The organism is Rhodococcus sp. BP-316 (genome assembly GCF_019836105.1).
Classification (GTDB): domain Bacteria; phylum Actinomycetota; class Actinomycetes; order Mycobacteriales; family Mycobacteriaceae; genus Rhodococcoides.
This window is the reverse complement of the sequence record NZ_JABUEE010000006.1, coordinates 169,721-186,412: the sequence shown is the minus strand read 5'-3', so window position 1 is coordinate 186,412 and position 16,692 is coordinate 169,721. Positions and strand designations below refer to the sequence as shown.

At 69.5% G+C, this 16,692-nt stretch carries 15 protein-coding genes and 1 riboswitch; of the genes, 10 read left to right on the top strand and 5 right to left on the bottom strand.

Annotated elements, in window-relative coordinates; all coding sequences use genetic code 11:
- The first annotated feature begins 2 nt into the window (after positions 1–2).
- The 7 genes from HQ312_RS21940 (at position 3) to HQ312_RS13465 (ending at position 6,879) form a co-directional block, all read left to right on the top strand.
- A complete protein-coding gene (locus tag HQ312_RS21940) occupies positions 3–788 on the top strand; it encodes a M23 family metallopeptidase (RefSeq protein ID WP_308123889.1) in 786 nt (261 codons plus the stop codon).
- A 47-nt stretch (positions 789–835) separates the two neighbouring features.
- On the top strand, positions 836–1,687 hold the full coding sequence (locus HQ312_RS13490; protein WP_222638889.1) for a triacylglycerol lipase: 852 nt from the start codon (positions 836–838) through the stop codon (positions 1,685–1,687).
- A 191-nt stretch (positions 1,688–1,878) separates the two neighbouring features.
- Entirely contained in the window at positions 1,879–2,346 is a 468-nt protein-coding gene (locus tag HQ312_RS13485; RefSeq protein ID WP_027506491.1) for an RNA polymerase sigma factor, read from the top strand.
- Positions 2,343–2,915, top strand: a complete 573-nt coding sequence (locus tag HQ312_RS13480; RefSeq protein WP_222638888.1) for a methylated-DNA--[protein]-cysteine S-methyltransferase — start codon at positions 2,343–2,345, stop codon at positions 2,913–2,915. The genes HQ312_RS13485 and HQ312_RS13480 overlap by 4 nt, the downstream gene beginning before the upstream one ends.
- A gap of 19 nt (positions 2,916–2,934) precedes the next feature.
- Positions 2,935–4,713, top strand: coding sequence for an acyl-CoA dehydrogenase (locus HQ312_RS13475; protein WP_222638887.1), 1,779 nt, complete (start codon positions 2,935–2,937; stop codon positions 4,711–4,713).
- A gap of 286 nt (positions 4,714–4,999) precedes the next feature.
- Positions 5,000–5,656, top strand: coding sequence for a GntR family transcriptional regulator (locus HQ312_RS13470; RefSeq protein WP_037186307.1), 657 nt, complete (start codon positions 5,000–5,002; stop codon positions 5,654–5,656).
- Positions 5,657–5,667: 11 nt separating this feature from the next.
- Complete coding sequence (locus HQ312_RS13465; RefSeq protein ID WP_222638886.1) at positions 5,668–6,879, top strand: MFS transporter; 1,212 nt, start codon at positions 5,668–5,670, stop codon at positions 6,877–6,879.
- Here HQ312_RS13465 and HQ312_RS13460 read toward each other — a convergent pair.
- Positions 6,862–8,160, bottom strand: coding sequence for a M1 family metallopeptidase (locus HQ312_RS13460; RefSeq protein ID WP_222638885.1), 1,299 nt, complete (start codon positions 8,158–8,160; stop codon positions 6,862–6,864). The genes HQ312_RS13465 and HQ312_RS13460 overlap by 18 nt on opposite strands.
- Positions 8,160–12,020, bottom strand: a complete 3,861-nt coding sequence (locus HQ312_RS13455; protein WP_261782288.1) for a Pls/PosA family non-ribosomal peptide synthetase — start codon at positions 12,018–12,020, stop codon at positions 8,160–8,162. The genes HQ312_RS13460 and HQ312_RS13455 overlap by 1 nt, the downstream gene beginning before the upstream one ends.
- Before the next feature lie 163 nt (positions 12,021–12,183).
- A riboswitch (SAM riboswitch) is annotated at positions 12,184–12,299 on the top strand.
- A 63-nt stretch (positions 12,300–12,362) separates the two neighbouring features.
- On the opposite strand from HQ312_RS13455, the gene HQ312_RS13450 reads away from it, so the two are divergent.
- Positions 12,363–13,616 (top strand): aminotransferase class V-fold PLP-dependent enzyme, encoded by a 1,254-nt coding sequence (locus HQ312_RS13450; RefSeq protein ID WP_081821380.1) that lies wholly within the window; start codon positions 12,363–12,365, stop codon positions 13,614–13,616.
- Positions 13,617–13,748: 132 nt separating this feature from the next.
- Entirely contained in the window at positions 13,749–14,165 is a 417-nt protein-coding gene (locus HQ312_RS13445) for a hypothetical protein (protein ID WP_037186306.1), read from the top strand.
- A gap of 3 nt (positions 14,166–14,168) precedes the next feature.
- Here HQ312_RS13445 and HQ312_RS13440 read toward each other — a convergent pair whose 3' ends face one another.
- Complete coding sequence (locus HQ312_RS13440; protein WP_222638883.1) at positions 14,169–14,660, bottom strand: YbaK/EbsC family protein; 492 nt, start codon at positions 14,658–14,660, stop codon at positions 14,169–14,171.
- Positions 14,661–14,728: 68 nt separating this feature from the next.
- Here HQ312_RS13440 and HQ312_RS13435 point away from each other — a divergent pair, with 68 nt between their 5' ends.
- A complete protein-coding gene (locus HQ312_RS13435) occupies positions 14,729–15,559 on the top strand; it encodes a crotonase/enoyl-CoA hydratase family protein (protein WP_056443536.1) in 831 nt (276 codons plus the stop codon).
- Between the two features lie 25 nt (positions 15,560–15,584).
- Here HQ312_RS13435 and HQ312_RS13430 read toward each other — a convergent pair whose 3' ends face one another.
- Together HQ312_RS13430 and HQ312_RS13425 are read right to left on the bottom strand one after the other, a co-directional pair.
- Positions 15,585–16,037, bottom strand: a complete 453-nt coding sequence (locus HQ312_RS13430; protein ID WP_027506481.1) for a histidine kinase — start codon at positions 16,035–16,037, stop codon at positions 15,585–15,587.
- Between the two features lie 109 nt (positions 16,038–16,146).
- Complete coding sequence (locus HQ312_RS13425; RefSeq protein ID WP_027506480.1) at positions 16,147–16,638, bottom strand: inorganic diphosphatase; 492 nt, start codon at positions 16,636–16,638, stop codon at positions 16,147–16,149.
- Positions 16,639–16,692 lie beyond the last annotated feature (54 nt).

Here is a 16,692-nt window from a genome sequence, read left to right as displayed (position 1 = left end):
CGGTGGTTCAGTTGCTCTCGCGCTCACAGGCGGCCGATCGGCCGCCCGTGACGACGCCTGCGACCGTTCCGGTGCGGACCGTCTCGGCGCAGGCACTGGCCATCGTGCTCGTGCTCGCCGTCGCGGTGCTCGTGTTCCACCTGGCCCGGCCGACGGCCGAGGAACCGGCCGTCGGGGCGGTCGCCGCTCCCGCTGCGGACCTGCGGCCGAGCTTCCTGGCGGAACCGGAGCGCAACCTGGGCCCGCTGCGCCAGATCGCGAAGGTCAACCGCGCCACGGCGGAGGAGGAGTACGCGGCCGCGATCGCCGTGCTCTCGACGGCGGCGAGCGCCGAGGAGAAGGATCGCCGACTGTACGAGCTGCCGCCGGCCGTGATCGGCGCCCGTATCGGCAGCTACGCCTCGCCGGCTCGCGGCACGTACACGTCCGGTTTCGGCCCGCGGTGGGGAACGATGCACAACGGCATCGACATCGCCGGCCCGATCGGCACACCGATCCTGTCGGTGGCGGACGGCCAGGTGATCGAGGCCGGCCCTGCGAGCGGCTTCGGGTTGTGGGTGCGCGTGCGACACGACGACGGCACCGTGTCCATCTACGGTCACGTGGACACCCTGGTCGCGGTGGCCGGTCAGCGGGTCGCGGCGGGGCAGCAGATCGCGACGATGGGGAACCGCGGCGACTCCACCGGGCCGCACCTGCACTTCGAGACCGTCGTCGCGGACAAGCACGTGGATCCCGAACTGTGGTTGATCGGCCGCGGTATCTCGCTCGGACCGGAAGGCGACTGACGAGTCCCATCCGTCACACCAGTAACACGCTCGGATACGATCAGGGCATGAGACGGGCACTTCTGACGGCGGCGACGGCACTCGCCGTGGCCGTGGGCACCGCACCTCTCGGCGCCGGTCCGGCCGCGGCCGACACCGCCGGCTCCTGCTCACCCGAGCATCCCCGTCCCGTCGTGCTGGTGCACGGCACCTGGGTCGACGGTCCGGACACCTGGTCCACCCTCACTCCTCAGCTCGAGGCGGAGGGCTACTGCGTCTTCACTCTCGAGTACGGCTACCGCGCCGAGCCCGGCGAGAACCTGCTGCAGACCTACGGCGGCGACGACATCGCCACGTCCGCGCGAGAGCTGCGTGCCTTCGTCGACGACGTCCGATCACGCACCGGCGCAGCCGACGTGGACGTCGTCGGGCACTCCCAGGGCGGTGTCGTGGCGCGCCAGTACCTGAAGTTCGGAGGTGGAGCCGACGCGGTGCACACCCTCGTCACCCTCGGCGCCACCAATCACGGCACCACGTTCTCGGCGGGGCAGCTCATCGGATCGCTCGCGCAGCAGTTCGGACTGCCGGTCGGCGAGGTCGCCGCCGCGGCCGTCGGACCGTCGTTCGTCCAGCAGATGGTCGGCTCGTCGTTCCTCGACGTGCTCAACGCGGGCGGCGACACCGTCCCGGGGGTCGACTACACCGTGATCGCCACCCGCGCGGACACCGTCTCCACGCCGCCCGAGAACACCTTCCTCGCCGCGGGCCCGGGCGCGACCGTGGACAACGTCTGGGTGCAGGACGGCTGCCCGAGCAACACCGCCGGGCACATGGAACTGACCACCGACCCCCGCGCACTGTGGATGGTGCAGCGCGGGCTCGACCGGTCCTACGCCGATCGGGTCCCCAGCCCCTGCTGAGTGTCGGAGTGCGCGCGCTGGTGCGGTGGCCGGCTGGAAGGGGTGTGCACACGGCCGGCGTGTGGTGAACACCCGTTGCCGCAGGCTGGAGGGGGTGTGCGGTTGACGCAGGGGGTGTGCACGCAGCTCGGTGCACCTCGCGATCCCGTCGATTCTCACGTTCCGCCGCCCTCACGCGTTTACTGATCGTGATGCTTCCGTTCGAGACCGTCGTGGCCACCCACGGCCCCGTGGTGCTGCGGGTCTGTCGCGCCGTGGTCGGTCCCGTCGACGCCGACGACGCGTGGTCGGAGACCTTCCTCGCCGCACTCAGGGCGTACCCCGACCTGCCCGAGGACGCGAACGTGCAGGCCTGGCTGGTGACCATCGCGCACCGCAAGGCCGTCGACGTTCATCGCGCGGCAGCTCGTCGGCCCGTGCCCACCGACTCCGTTCCGGACGTCGCCACGATGGTGCCCGACGAGAACCACGCCCTGTGGTCCGCGGTCGCGGCCCTGCCCGACACTCAGCGACTGGCCGTCGCGTACCACCACATCGGTGGGCTCCCTCATGCGGACGTCGCTGCGCTGCTGGGTAATTCGACCACCGCCGCCCGGCGTGCATGTGCCGACGGCATCGCGACGCTACGCCGCACGACCACGAGGAGTGAGCTGCTGTGACCACCGCCGCCGAACTGACCGCGCTCCACGAGCGACTGACGCACCGTGCCGCCGAGGAAGGACTGCTCGACGTCGCGTACCGCACCCTCGACTCACCCGTCGGCACGCTCCTCGTGGCGGCCACCGAGCGAGGTGTCGTGCGCGTGGCCTTCGACGTCGAGAACCACGACACGGTCCTGCAGACGCTGGCCACCCGCGTCAGTCCGCGGGTGCTCCGAGCGCCGGCCCGGCTCGACCCGGTGGTCCGCGGGCTCGACGCGTTCTTCGCCGGGACGTCCCGCGTCGTCGACGTCGACCTGGATCTGCGCCTCGCTGCAGGGTTCCGTCGCGACGTCCTGACGCATCTCCAGCGCATCCCCTACGGCGAGACCCGGAGCTACGCCGCCGTGGCCGCGGAGACGGCCAGCCCGAAGGCCGTCCGCGCCGTGGGATCGGCTTGCGCGCGCAATCCGCTGCCCCTGGTCATCCCATGTCATCGCGTGGTGCGGTCGGACGGAACGCCCGGTCGTTACGCCGGCGGTGAGGCCGCCAAGCAGCTTCTGCTCGCGCTCGAGACACAGAACTACTAGGCGGTATTAGTCTCGAAGCATGTCCTCTGCTGCTGATGTTCCCGCGCACCTCGTTCTGTCTCGTCGCGATCTCGAGTTCCTCCTCTACGAATGGCTCGACGTCGAGTCGTTGACCGAGCGGAAGCGCTTCTCCGATCATTCCCGGGAGACGTTCGACGCGGTGATGGAGCTCAGCGAGCAGATCGCGGTGAAGCACTTCGCGCCGCACAACAAGAAGGCGGACGCGAACGAGCCGCACGTCGGCGAGGACGGCAAGGTCGTCCTGATTCCCGAGGTAGAGCAGGCGCTGAAGGTGTTCAACGACGCCGGCCTCATCTCCGGGCAGTTCGACGACTCGCTCGGCGGCATGCAGCTGCCGACCACGGTGTCGAAGGCGTCGCTCGCGTGGTTCCAGGCCGCGAACACCGGCACCGCGACCTATCCCTTCCTCACGATCGGCAACGCCAATCTCCTCATCGAGTACGGCAGCGAGGAGTTGGTCGACGCCTATGTCCGGCCCATGCTCGAAGGCCGTTTCCACGGGACCATGTGCCTGTCCGAGCCCGGTGCCGGATCGTCGCTCGCCTACATCACCACCAAGGCCGTCGAGCAGGGTGACGGCACCTACGCGGTGACCGGAACCAAGATGTGGATCTCGGGCGGCGAGCACGAACTCGGTGAGAACATCGTGCACCTCGTCCTCGCCAAGATCCCCGGCGGTCCGGCGGGCGTGAAGGGCATCTCGCTCTTCGTCGTTCCCAAGACGCTGGTGAACGCGGACGGGTCGCTGGGCGAGCGCAACGACGTGAACCTCGTCGGCCTGAACCACAAGATGGGGTACCGCGGAACCACCAACACGCTCCTCGCGTTCGGCGAGAACGGCGGCGCCACAGGCTATCTCGTCGGCGAGCCGCACAAGGGCCTGTCGTACATGTTCAAGATGATGAACGAGGCGCGCATCGGCGTCGGCATGGGCGCGACCGCGCTGGGCTACACCGGCTACCTGCACTCGGTGGCGTACGCCCGGGACCGTGCACAGGGCCGGCCCGTCGGTGACAAGGATCCGGCTGCCCCGCAGGTGCCGATCATCGACCACTCCGACGTGCGTCGCATGCTGCTCGCGCAGAAGTCCTACGTCGAGGGCGGTCTGGCCCTGGGTCTGTACTGCTCCCGGCTGGTCGACGAGCAGATCACCGGCGAGCAGGACTCGGCGGATCGCGCCGGGTTCCTCCTCGACGTGCTCACCCCCATCGCCAAGGCGTGGCCGTCGCAGTGGTGCCTCGAGGCCAACAACCTCGCGATCCAGGTGCACGGCGGGTACGGCTACACCCGCGACTACAACGTCGAGCAGTTCTACCGCGACAACCGCCTCAACCCCATCCACGAGGGAACGAACGGCATCCAGGGCCTCGACCTCCTCGGACGCAAGGTCGTCGCGCAGGGCGGCCGAGGGCTCCAGCTCCTCGTCGAGACCATCACGGAGACCATCGACGCGATGTCGGGCGAGTACGCCGACGCCCTGCGAGCGGCAGTGGATCGCCTCGTGGCCGTCACCGGCACGCTGTGGGGTCAGGGCGGCGCCGAGGTGGCGCTGGCCAACTCGTCCGCGTACCTCGAGGCGACCGGTCACGTGGTCGTCGCGTGGCTCTGGCTCGACCAGCTCCGCGCGATCGGCGACAAGGAAGGCGCCTTCTACGACGGCAAGCGTGTCGCGGCGCAGTACTTCTTCCGGTACGAGCTCCCCAAGACGGGCCCGCAGTTCGACCTGCTCGAGAACCTGGACCGTACGACGCTGGATCTCGACACCTCGGTTCTGTAGCGCTGCGCCCGCGCTCCGCGGATCGTTCGGCGCACCCGCGATCTGAGGTGCGGGTGGCGAACTGCGGTGCGCTCTAGCTTCGCCGGGCGCACCGCTCGTCGCCGCGCGCACCTTCCACGGTGCGCAGAGAACCGGGCGCTGCGCCCGGCCGCGCTCCTCGGATCGTTCGGTGCACCCGCGATCAGGGGTGCGGGTGGCGAACTGCGGTGCGGCGAGCAGCGCGTACCGCGTAATGCCCGTCACACACACCTGGCAACGCGGTGTACCGACTGCTTAGATACAAGATGTGCGCAACACAGATGCAACCGAGACGTCGTCCGACCGGGCGTACGCGACGGTCAAGGAGCTCATCGTCTCCGGCGAGCTGCCGGGCGGGGAGCTGATCAGCGAGGGGCAGATCGCCGAGCGCACCGGCACCAGCCGCACCCCGGTCCGTGAGGCCTTCCTCAGGCTCGCGGCCGAAGGATGGATGCGGCTCTACCCCAAGCGCGGGGCCCTCGTGGTTCCCGTCGCCCCCGACGAGGCCACCCATCTCGTCGCCGCCCGTCGACTCGTCGAGACCGGATCGCTCGAGGCGTTCGCACAGGATCCGGGCAGCCGGGCCTCCGCTGCCGCACAGATGCGGGAGAGCCTCGACCGGCAGCGCGTTCTCGCGGAGGCGGGCGACTCCCTCGGCTTCGCTGCCGAGGACGCAGACTTCCACACCATCGTCGTCACGCACGGGGACAACCCGCTGCTGTCGACCTTCTACTCAGGATTGCGCGACCGGCAGCGCCGCATGACCGCGAACTCCGTGGCGCGCAATCCGGACGTGTTGGCGTCGATCATCGGCGACCACACCCGTCTCACCGCACTCGTCGAGCAGGGCGACGTCGCCGCGTACGACGACGCCCTCTCCCTCCACATGGCAGCCACGCACGCGCTGCCGCGTGGAATCCGCTGAAGGACCCCACCATGACCGTTCTCGACCGCACGACCACCACCCGCACCTGGCTGCCCGTGGCGCTCGGCATGCTCGCCGTCGCCTGGGGCGGCAACGAGTTCACGCCGCTCCTCGTGATGTACCGCGAGGGTCACGGCTTCTCACCCGTCGTCGTCGACGTGTTCCTCTTCGCCTACGTCGTCGGCATCGTGCCGGCCCTGCTGATCGGGGGCCCGCTCTCGGATCGCTACGGACGGCGGCCGCTCATGGTGCCCGCGCCGGCCGTCGCCGCCGCGGGATCTCTCGTCATCGCCCTCGGCGCGCACTCGGCCCCGATCCTCGCGACCGGCCGCGTGCTCAGCGGCATCGCGTTGGGGCTGGGTATGGCCGTCGGCGGCAGTTGGTTGAAGGAGCTGTCCGCGGACGGCTCGGGTGCCCGCCGTGCCGCCATGTCGCTCACGGGCGGATTCGCCACGGGCGCAGGGGTCGCCGGGGTGCTCGCGCAGTGGGCGCCGTGGCCCGAGGTGCTGCCGTACCTGGTGCACGTCGCGTTGGCAGCACTGGCCACCGTGGCCCTGCTCGGGGTGCCCGAGACGCGAGCGCGTGCGGTGGACGGCGCCTCGTTGCTGTCCGATCTGCGTATCCCGTCGGCGGGTCACCGTCGGTTCGTGTCCGTCGTTCTTCCCATGGCGCCGTGGGTCTTCGGCGCGGCCAGCGTCGCGTACGCAGTGCTGCCCGGTCTGATGGCCGACCACTCCGGCGCGTTCCCCATCGCGTTCTCCGCACTGCTCGGTGTGGTCGCGCTGTCGTCCGGCTTCGCCATCCAGGCCGTCGGCCGACGCATCGACACCGCGTCGAGTGCGCGCGCCGTCCTGGTCGCGCTGGGCATCATCGTCGTCGGCATGGTGCTGGTCTCGGTCGCCGCCGACGTGCTGACGATCCCGATGGCGCTGCTCGCCGCCGCGGTGCTCGGGTGCGGCTACGGCATGGCGATGGTGTCGGGCCTGCAGGAGGTGCAGCGCATCGCGGGACCGCGTGATCTGGCCGGACTCACCGCGGTGTTCTACTCGGTGACCTACCTCGGCTTCGCGGTGCCGGCGATTCTGGCGCTGCTCGTGCAGGAGTTCCCCGACGCGATCACCTATCCCGAACTGTTCACGGCCGGTGCGGTTCTCGCCGCGGTGTCATTGGCGCTCGTCGCGACGAGAACGCGGTCGCACCTGCCGTCAGGGCAGTCGGGGTAGCCGCTTCTTCTCGAGCCAGGACTCCCAGAACTCGTCGGTGCTGCCGTACTGCTTCGCCAACCCGACGAAGTCCGACGTCGCCACGGTGGCGTGGCGGAAGGTCGTGGTCCACTCGCGGATCAGATCGAAGAACGCCGCGTTGCCGATGGTGCGCCGAAGTGCGTGCAGGGCAAGGGCTCCGCGCTTGTACACGCGGTCGTCGAACATGTCCTCCGGTCCTGGATCTCCCAGCACGATGTCCTGCGGCAGGGACGACAGGCGGCTGTGTGCGCGGGTGGCCTCCTGGTGGGCGGACGGTCCGCCCGAGCTCTCCGACCAGATCCACTCGGAGTAGCAGGCGAAGCCCTCGTGCAACCAGATGTCGCTCCACCGCGCGATGGTGAGGCTGTTGCCGAACCACTGGTGCGCCAGTTCGTGGGCGACGAGTCGCTCGTACTCGCGGTCGCCGTCACAGTGATTGGCGCCGAAGATCGACAGCGTCTGTGCCTCGACGGGGATCTCCAACTCGTCGTCGGCGACGACGACGGAGTACGACTCGAACGGATAGGGCCCGAACGACTCGACGAACGTCTCCATCATCTGCTGCTGACGGCCGAAGTCGTGATCGAAGTTCTGGCGCAGACGCGCCGGCAGGATCGCGTCGATCGGCACGGGGGAGTCGCTGACCCGGTGCTTCTCGTACTGTCCGATCTGCACGGTCGCGAGGTACGAGGCCATCGGTTCGGGCTGGTCGTACACCCAGGTGGTGCGCGAGGACTTCACGTACTTCCGCGTCAGTGTGCCGTTCGAGACGACGTGGTACGGGGAGTCGGCGGTGATCGAGATGGTGTACGCCGCTTTGGAACTGGGATGGTCGTCGCACGGGAACCACGATGCGGCGCCGTTGGGTTGGCTCGCGACGAGGGCGCCGTCGGTGAGCTCCTCCCACCCGACCTCGCCCCACACGCTGCGGATCGGTGCGGGGTTGCCGCTGTAGGCGACGGTGGCCGTGAAGGAGGCGCCCTCGTCGATGGCACGCTGCAGCGTGACCGTCAGCTTGCCGCCCCGATGGGTGAACCGGACACCGCGCATTCCGGCGACACTCACCTTGGACGGGGTGAGGGCCGGACCCATGTCGAGTGAGAACTTGGTGATCGACCGGGTGGCCACCGCATGCACGACGGCCTTGCCGGACAGGCGGTTCGACTGCACCTTGTACTCGAGGTCGAGGGCGTATCGCTCGACCGAGTACCCGCGGTTGCCGTTCTGCGGCAGGTACGGGTCGATGGGAGAGTCCGGCATCACTTCTCGGTCCAGGGTGCGATGGGGTTGCCCTGCCACCGGCTCGACTCGGGGACGGTGTCGCCGCGCATGACCAGCGAGGCCGGTCCGACCGTGGCACCCGCCCCGATTCCCGCTGCGGGCAGTGCGACGCAATGCGGGCCCAGCGTGGCTCCCGCCCCCAAACTCACCGTGTCCATGCTCATGATCCGATCATGGAACAGATGTGTCTGCACGACGCACCCTCTGTTGACGGTGGCACCGTCGCCGAGCGTGATGAGGTCGGCCTCCGGCAGCCAGTAGGTCTCACACCAGACTCCCTTCCCGATGTGGGCGCCGAGCCAGCGCAGCCACAGGTTCAGCACCGGGGTTCCCTCGGCGGCGCGGGCGAACCACGGGGCGGCGACGACCTCGACGAACGTGTCGGCCACTTCGTTGCGCCACACGAACGAACTCCACAGCGGGTGCTCCACCGCACCGATGCGGCCGACAAGCGACCACTTGGCGACGGCGGAGATTCCGGCCGCGACGGCGCCGGCGATCAGCAACACGACGCCGCTGAGCAGGGCGGCGGCCCAGTAGCCCAGCGTCCCGGCGATCCAGGTCAGGGCGGCGAGGACGCCGAACCCGATGCCGAACGACACGACGACGGGCACGAGTCGACAGGTCTCGACCACGGCGCGGGCGATCTTGAGTCGCCGCGGCGGGTCGAAGGTGCGGGTGGTGTCGGACGAGTTGGGCGCTCGGCGCAGGCGCACCGGCGGGCTGCCGAGCCACGACGATCCCGACTTCGCCTTGGCGGGTGCGGCCGACAGCACGGCGACGAGGCCGTTCTTCGGCACGCGTCGACCCGCGGCCGCCATGCCGGAGTTGCCGAGGAACGCACGCTTGCCCACCTTGGCCTCGCCGAGCAGCATCCAGCCGCCGCCGAGCTCGTAGCTGGCGATCATGGTGTCGTCCGCCAGGAAGGCACCGTCGCCGACTGTCGTGAACTTCGGGACCATCAGGACCGTCGACGCCTCCACGTCCTTGCCGATGGTCGCGCCGAGCAGCCGGAGCCATCCCGGAGTGAGCAGACTCGCGTAGAGCGGGAAGAGGAACGTACGGGCCGAGTCCATCAGGCGTTCGGTGGCCCACACCTGCCAGCCGATGCGACTGCGTACCGCGTGGTGGCCGGGAATCAGCCCGATCGACAGCAACCGCACGGACACGAGCGTGACCGCTGCGAAGACGAGCAACGACACCGCGGTGGCGGGAGCGAGCAGCGCCAGCCCGAGGCCGATCGCACCGGGCAGGGTGGTCGCGTGCGCGACTCCGACGGCGACGAGGAGCAGGCCCGCAGCAATGGACAGGAGGGGAAGTCCCGACAGCAACAGCGACGTCACGCCGTAGACGGGCACCCAGCCGCGACCGCGCGGCGGCGCCTCGTCCGGCCACGGGTGCATCGCCTTGCCGACCTTCGCGGCGGGCGAGCCGGACCACTGCTGACCGGCCTTGACCTTGCCGGAGACGGCCGATCCCGCAGTGATCTCGGCGCGGCGGCCGATCCTGGCTCCGGGGAGCAGGGTCGACCGCGCACCCACCGTGGCGCCGGCGCCGACCTCGATCGAGCCGATGTGCACGACGTCGCCGTCGATCCAGTAGCCGGACAGATCGACCTCCGGCTCGAGCGAGCATCCGTCACCGAGAGTCAGCATGCCGGTCACCGGAGGCAGGGTGTGCAGATCGACGTCGCGGCCGACCGTCGCACCGAGTGCGCGGGCGTAGTAGACCATCCACGGCGCGCCCGACAGGTTCGAGGCACCGCTGGCGTCGGTCAACCGGTTGGCGGTCCACAGCCGGAGGTGCACGCTGCCGCCGCGCGGATGGGCGCCCTCCGTGACGCCGCGCATGAGGAGCCGTGATCCGGCGACGGAGATCGCCATCCGGCCCACGGGCGTCACGAACAGCAGGAACCCGAGCGCGAGCCACCACCAGGACACCGTCGGCAGCCAGGGGCGGGGAGCGAACCAGCTGAACGTGTTCGCCATGATGCCGAGCCAGGTCACCCACTGCAGCCCGGTCAGCGTCGTCAGCGGCAGGGTCGCGAGGACCTGCACCACCTGGGCCGTCCGGGGTGTGGGGACGACGATGCGCTTCTCGGTCACCGGCGGGGGGACGAGCGAGTCGAGCAACGCGACGAGCGAGCCGAGTCGCGGATGGTCGTAGAGCTGCGCGACCGTGATCTCGGGGAAACGCTCGCGCAATCGAGTCACGAGCAGTGCGGCCGAGAGCGATCCGCCACCGGCAGCGAAGAAGTCCGCGTCCAGCGATTCGATCTCGGCGCCCAGCACGTCGCTCCACAGCTCGGCCACCCAGCCGGCGGTCCCGGCGAGAGAGGCGTCGTCCGGAGTCGAACCACGCTTGGGCAGCGGCCACGGCAGAGCCGCGCGGTCGACCTTGCCGGAGGTGCGGGTGGGCAGTTCGTCGACGAGTGCGAGACGCGGAACCATCGCGGCGGGAAGCTGTTCCGCGAGGAGCTCGCGCGCGCGGACGAGGTCGAAGTCCGGGTCGGTGCTGGCGAGATAGCCCACCAGCACGGGTGTTCCGGAGCCGGTGGTCCGCACTGCGGCGGCTGCGCCGCTCACACCGGGGAGGGCCTGCAGGGCGTTGTCCACCTCACCGAGCTCGATGCGGCGCCCGCCGACCTTCACCTGATCGTCGGCGCGGCCCTGGAAGAGCAGCCCCTCGAGCTCGAGCCGCACGAGATCGCCGCTGCGGTAGGCGCGGTCCCATCCGAGAGTCGCCATGGGAGCGTACTTCTCGGCGTCCTTCACCGGATCGAGGTAACGCGCGAGGCCGACGCCACCGATGACGAGCTCACCCACCTCGCCCACCGCGACCGGCTCCTCGTCCGGGCCCACGACGGCGAGGTCCCATCCGTCGAGCGGCAGCCCGATGCGCACCGGTCCGACACCGTCCATGAGAGCGGCGCAGGCGACGACGGTGGCCTCGGTGGGCCCGTAGGTGTTCCAGACCTCGCGGCCCGGAACAGCGAGTCGCTCAGCGAGATCCGGCGGGCAGGCCTCGCCGCCGAAGATGAGCAACCGGACGTCCTCGAGCGCTTCGCGAGGCCACAGCGCCGCCAGGGTCGGCACCGTCGACACCACGCTGATGTCACGTGCGACGAGCCAGGGGCCGAGGTCCATGCCACTGCGCACGAGGGAGCGAGGCGCGGGAACGAGGCACGCGCCACTGCGCCAGGCGAGCCACATCTCCTCGCACGACGCGTCGAACGCCACGGAGAGCCCCGCCAGCACTCGATCGCCCGGGCCCATGGGTCGGTCCTGCAGGAACAGTCGTGCCTCGGCGTCCACGAACGCCGCCGCGTTGCGATTGCTCACCGCGACGCCCTTGGGCTTGCCGGTCGAGCCCGAGGTGAAGATGACCCAGGCGTCGTCGTCGGGTGTGGGATGGCCGACCGCGCGCCCGGTCCCCGCGGTGTCGGTTCGGGTGACGCCGCCGTCCGCGATGATCGCGGTGACGCCGGCCTCCGAGAACACCAGCTCGGCCCGCTCGTCCGGGTCGTCGACGTCCACCGGGACGTAGGCCGCACCGGCGGCGATGACCGACAGGATGGCCGCGTAGAGCGAGTAACTGCCCGACGGCATGCGGACCCCGACGCGATCGCCGGCGCAGACGCCGTGTCGGGACAGCCACCGAGCGCCCTCGTCGATGTTGTCGAGCAGTTCGCTGTAACTGATGGTGGTGTCGCCGTCGTCGATGGCCGGCGCATCAGGGAATGCCCGCGCGGTGTCCTCGAGGATGTCGACGAGGGTGCGCACCGGGGCCGCCACGGAGGAACGGAGGTAGGCCTCGGGAACACGGGTCTGCAGTGACAAGACGAACGGCCTCTCGCATCGAACAGGGACGACGGAACGCTGGCGGGTGTGACGACACGTTATTGCACGCCCAGTTTGCGGGTTGGTGAACAACTCCGCCGACCAGGCGCGCGTGCGGCGAACCGGTTGACAACTCGGGCGACCGTTTGCCATCCTGCTTCCAGGTCACGAGTACCAGCATCAAGCCCCGGCTCGCTGGTCGGCAACCCTCCTCCGCGGTGGGGTGCTCCGGGTGACGACCTGGCCGCGCTCCGACGACGGAGGCGGCAAGCGCGGATCGACGCCTCTCGTCAGATCGCGGCCCTCGTGCCGTGCGTCGATCCCTCGACGGAGGGATTCATCATGACCACAGTTCTGCAGCGCCCGATCGCATCCGTGCACGGCCGCGACCAGCAGGTGACGTGTGCCGACGGCCGCACCACTCGCAGCATCGATCTCGACTACGCGGCCAGCGCTCCCGCGCTCGACGCGGTGGTCGAGCGAGTACGAGAGGTGTTGCCGCACTGCGCGAGTGTGCACCGCGGCGCCGGCCACAAGTCGCAGGTCTGCACCCGGGAGTACGAGTCCGCCCGGAACACGGTGCACCGCTTCTGCGGCGCGGATCCCGACGACGTGGTCGTGTTCACGCGGAACACCACCGACGCGCTGAATCTCCTGGCGGGCTGCGTTCCCGGGGACACGGTGGTGCTGGACATCGAGCATCACGCGAATCTGCTGCCGTGGCGGAACCGCCGGGTGGTGCGATCGGCGGACTCGGTCGAGGAGACTCTGACTCGCCTCGGCGACGAACTCGCGTCGAGACCTGCTGCGCTGCTTGCCGTCACGGGTGCCTCCAACGTGACGGGCGAGGTCCTGCCCCTCGATCGACTCGCGGATCTGGCGCACCGACACGGTGCCCGCATCCTCGTCGACGGTGCGCAACTCGTTCCGCACCGCGCCGTGGACATCACCGCGGCGGGCATCGACTACCTGGCTTTCAGTGGTCACAAGCTGTACGCGCCCTTCGGAGCGGGAGTGCTCGTGGGACGGCGTGACTGGCTCGATGTGGCCGAGCCGTACCTCGCGGGCGGTGGAGCCACCCGGCACGTGTCCGTCCTCGGTGCGTCGGTCGACATCGACTGGGCGCCGTCCCCGGCGCGGCACGAGGCCGGCACACCCAATCTCCTCGGCGCCGTCGCGATCGCCGCGGCGTGCGACGAGATCGGCGCGATCGGCCACGGTGCCATCGCCACTCACGATCAGGAGTGCACGGACGCCCTGCTCGGCGGGCTCACCGCTCTGGCCGGTGTGTCGGTCCTCCGCCTGTGGAGCGACTCCGCCGACATCGTCGGCATCGTGTCCTTCACCGTAGACGGTGTCGACGCGGGTGCACTCGCCACCGCGCTGGCCGACGATCACGGCATCGCGGTGCGGGCCGGGAAGTTCTGCGCCCACCCCCTCCTCTCGCGGGTCGGCGCGGCCGACGGTGCCGTGCGGGCGAGCATCGGGCTGGGGACCACCGCCGACGATGTCGACCGGTTCGTGGAGGCGGTGCGTGTGACGTGCCTCTCACTGCGGGATCGCGTCACCACCGGATCGTTAGCATCAGCATCATGACGAGGAGCAGGTTGTGGGGTCGACGACACGTCGACCTCTGCCGTGCGACCTCGACCGCCTGTCCGGTCCGGTGATCGTGCGACTCACTTCACCCCACAGCCTCCGCTGCACCCACGACTGACTGGACAACTCATGACCACGGTGTCTTCCGACTCCCTCGTCTTCCTCGACGGCGTCTCCGGTACCTCCCCGGACGTCGTCCGGTTCTCCGCCGCCGATCTCTCCGAGGCCCAGAGCCGCTACGCGACCCTCAAGGCCGAGCACCCCGGTGCTCGTGTCGTGGTGGACATCGACGTGCACATCGCCGCCGACGCCCGGACCGCCCGCCGCGAGGTGCTGGCGTCGGACAGCAAGCCTCGCCCCGGCACGCTGCAGTACGTCGGGACCGCGTCGGGTCTCGCAGGCCTTGTCGCCGACATCGTGACGGTCGACGTGGCGGACGGCGTGACCCTGCGTCCGGTGGTGGAGCAGACGCGGGAGTCCGTCGTCCGGGCGATCACCACCGAGGTGGTGCCCGCCCTGGAGGTTCGGCGTCTGCGCGCGTCCTGAGGCTCAGCCCTCGCGGGTCTCGGGGCCCATGTCCACAGCGAGCCCGGCGGTGATGCGCAGCAGTTCGGGGTAGGTCGTGCGGAAGAGGGTCGCGGGGTGACCCGCTGCAGCCCACAGCCGTTCGAAGCGTTCCAGCGCCGTGTCGACGAACGTCGGCAGATTCGTCGGGTGGCCCACGGGAGCGATCCCGCCCACCGGTTGCCCGGTGGCGTGTTCGACCACGTCGATCGGTGCGCGGGTCAGCGTGCCCTCGAGACGTCGACCGGTGGCATCGAGGTCCACGTTGTGTGAACCCGACACCAGCAGCAACACCGGGTCGTCGTCGAGCAGGAACACCAGCGACTTGCAGACGGCACCGAGCGGAACCCCGCTCACCGCCGCGGCCTGACGCGCCGTGTGCGTCGGCTCGGACTGCGTCACGATCACGCCGTGATGACCTCGGGCGATCAGAACGTCCGACACGTGTGCCGCAGCGGGATGGTGGATCCGCGTCATGGTCGCAGGATAGTCAGTCCACGCCGCCGGGACATCCGGTGAGCGGGAGCGCTGGCTATCCTGACCGGATGACACACACGGATGCGTGGAAAGCCTTCACGGTGACGACCGACGCCCATGTCGCGACGGTGACCCTCATCGGCCCGAACAAGGGCAATGCGATGGGTCCCGACTTCTGGTCGGAACTGCCTCTCGTCTTCTCCGCGCTCGACGCGGACCCCGAGGTACGCGCCATCGTGCTCGCCGGCTCGGGCCGCAACTTCAGCTACGGTCTCGACCTGCCCGCCATGGCAGGCGATTTCGGTGCGGTCATGGGGGACAAGGCACAGGCCGGTCCGCGCAGCACGTTCCACGACATGATCAAGCGCATGCAGGCGTCGATCAACGCGGTGGCCGACTGCCGCAAGCCCGTGGTGGCCGCCGTGCAGGGGTGGTGCATCGGCGGTGGGATCGATCTCATCTCGGCCGCCGACATCCGCTACGCCAGCACGGACGCGAAGTTCAGTGTGCGCGAGGTGAAGGTCGCCATCGTGGCGGACATGGGGTCGTTCGCCCGTCTACCCGCGATCATCGGCGACGGTCATCTTCGCGAACTCGCGTTGACCGGAAAGGACATCGACAGTGCCCGGGCGCAGCAGATCGGTCTGGTCAACGACGTGTTCGACGACGCGGAGGCCGTGCTCGCCGCAGCGCGTGCCACGGCCACCGAGATCGCGGCGAACCCGCCTCTCGTGGTGCATGGGATCAAGGCGGTTCTCGACCACGGTCGCGTTGCGGCAGTGGAGGATTCGCTGCGCTACGTCGCCGCGTGGAACGCTGCTTTCCTGCCGTCCGAGGATCTGACGGAGGCCATCACCTCGGTGTTCGAGAAGCGCCCCGCGTCGTTCCAGGGCAAGTAGTAGAGACCCTGGTGGAACGGCCCGATCAGCGGAAGGCGCTCTTCGGGTCGTTCCACAGCTGATCGGTGAAGTCCTCGAGGACGACGAGCACCACCGAGTCCTCAGCGCGACGCAGGATCGACTTGCTCGCCCGGACCTGGAGGATGTCGCCCTTCGAGTCCGTCATGCGCCAGAGCGAGTCGGCGCGGGTGGCGACGGTGGTCAGGAACGTCTCGGCGATGTTGACTCCGAGCGGTTCGTTGGCCGGGAAGATGTCCTGCAGTGTGAGGGTCTCGTTCGACCGGGGGGACTCCTCGTCGAAGCCCATCAGTTCGTCGAAGGCCTCGTTGGCGAAGACGACCGTGCCGCCGGGCTCGACGGCGAGGACGGCCAACGGAATGCGGTCGAGCACGACGGTCACCGGCAGTGACGGGAACTGCGTCGTGGTCGAGACCGCCTCGGACGTGGGATTTCTCCGGTCGCTCACAGCGTCACTCATCGGTGGTACCGCACCCTTACGTCGTGGCTCGTTCGTCCTGACACGGCCCGGGGGACCGCGGATGCGATGCTATCAGCGGACAGCACCGCATCCGGGTTTCCGACGGTCTCTAGTGGTCGCCCTGGTTCTTCAGGCGCTCGACCGATGCCTCGAACTCCGCCTCGGCCTCGGCGCGGCCGACCCAGTTGGACCCGGTGACGTGCTTGTTCGGCTCGAGATCCTTGTAGTGCAGGAAGAAGTGCTCGATCGCGTCGAGCTCGAACTGCGAGACGTCCGAGAGATCCTGGATGTGGTCCCACCGCGGATCGCCCGCCGGGACGCACAGCACCTTGTCGTCGCCGCCGGCCTCGTCGACCATCTTGAACATCGCCACGGGGCGGGCCTCGACGAGGACGCCGGGGAACACGGACTCCGGCAGCAGGACGAACGCGTCGAGCGGATCGCCGTCCTCACCGAGGGTGTTCTCGATGAAGCCGTAGTCCGCGGGGTAGCCCATCGCCGTGTAGAGGTAGCGGTCCAGGCGCACTCGCCCGGACTCGTGGTCGACCTCGTACTTGTTGCGCTGACCCTTGGGGATCTCGATGGTCACGTCGAACTTCACGTCCACTGTCCTTTGCTCGGTGGCCCGGCTACCTGCTCGGCGGCCACGTACTGT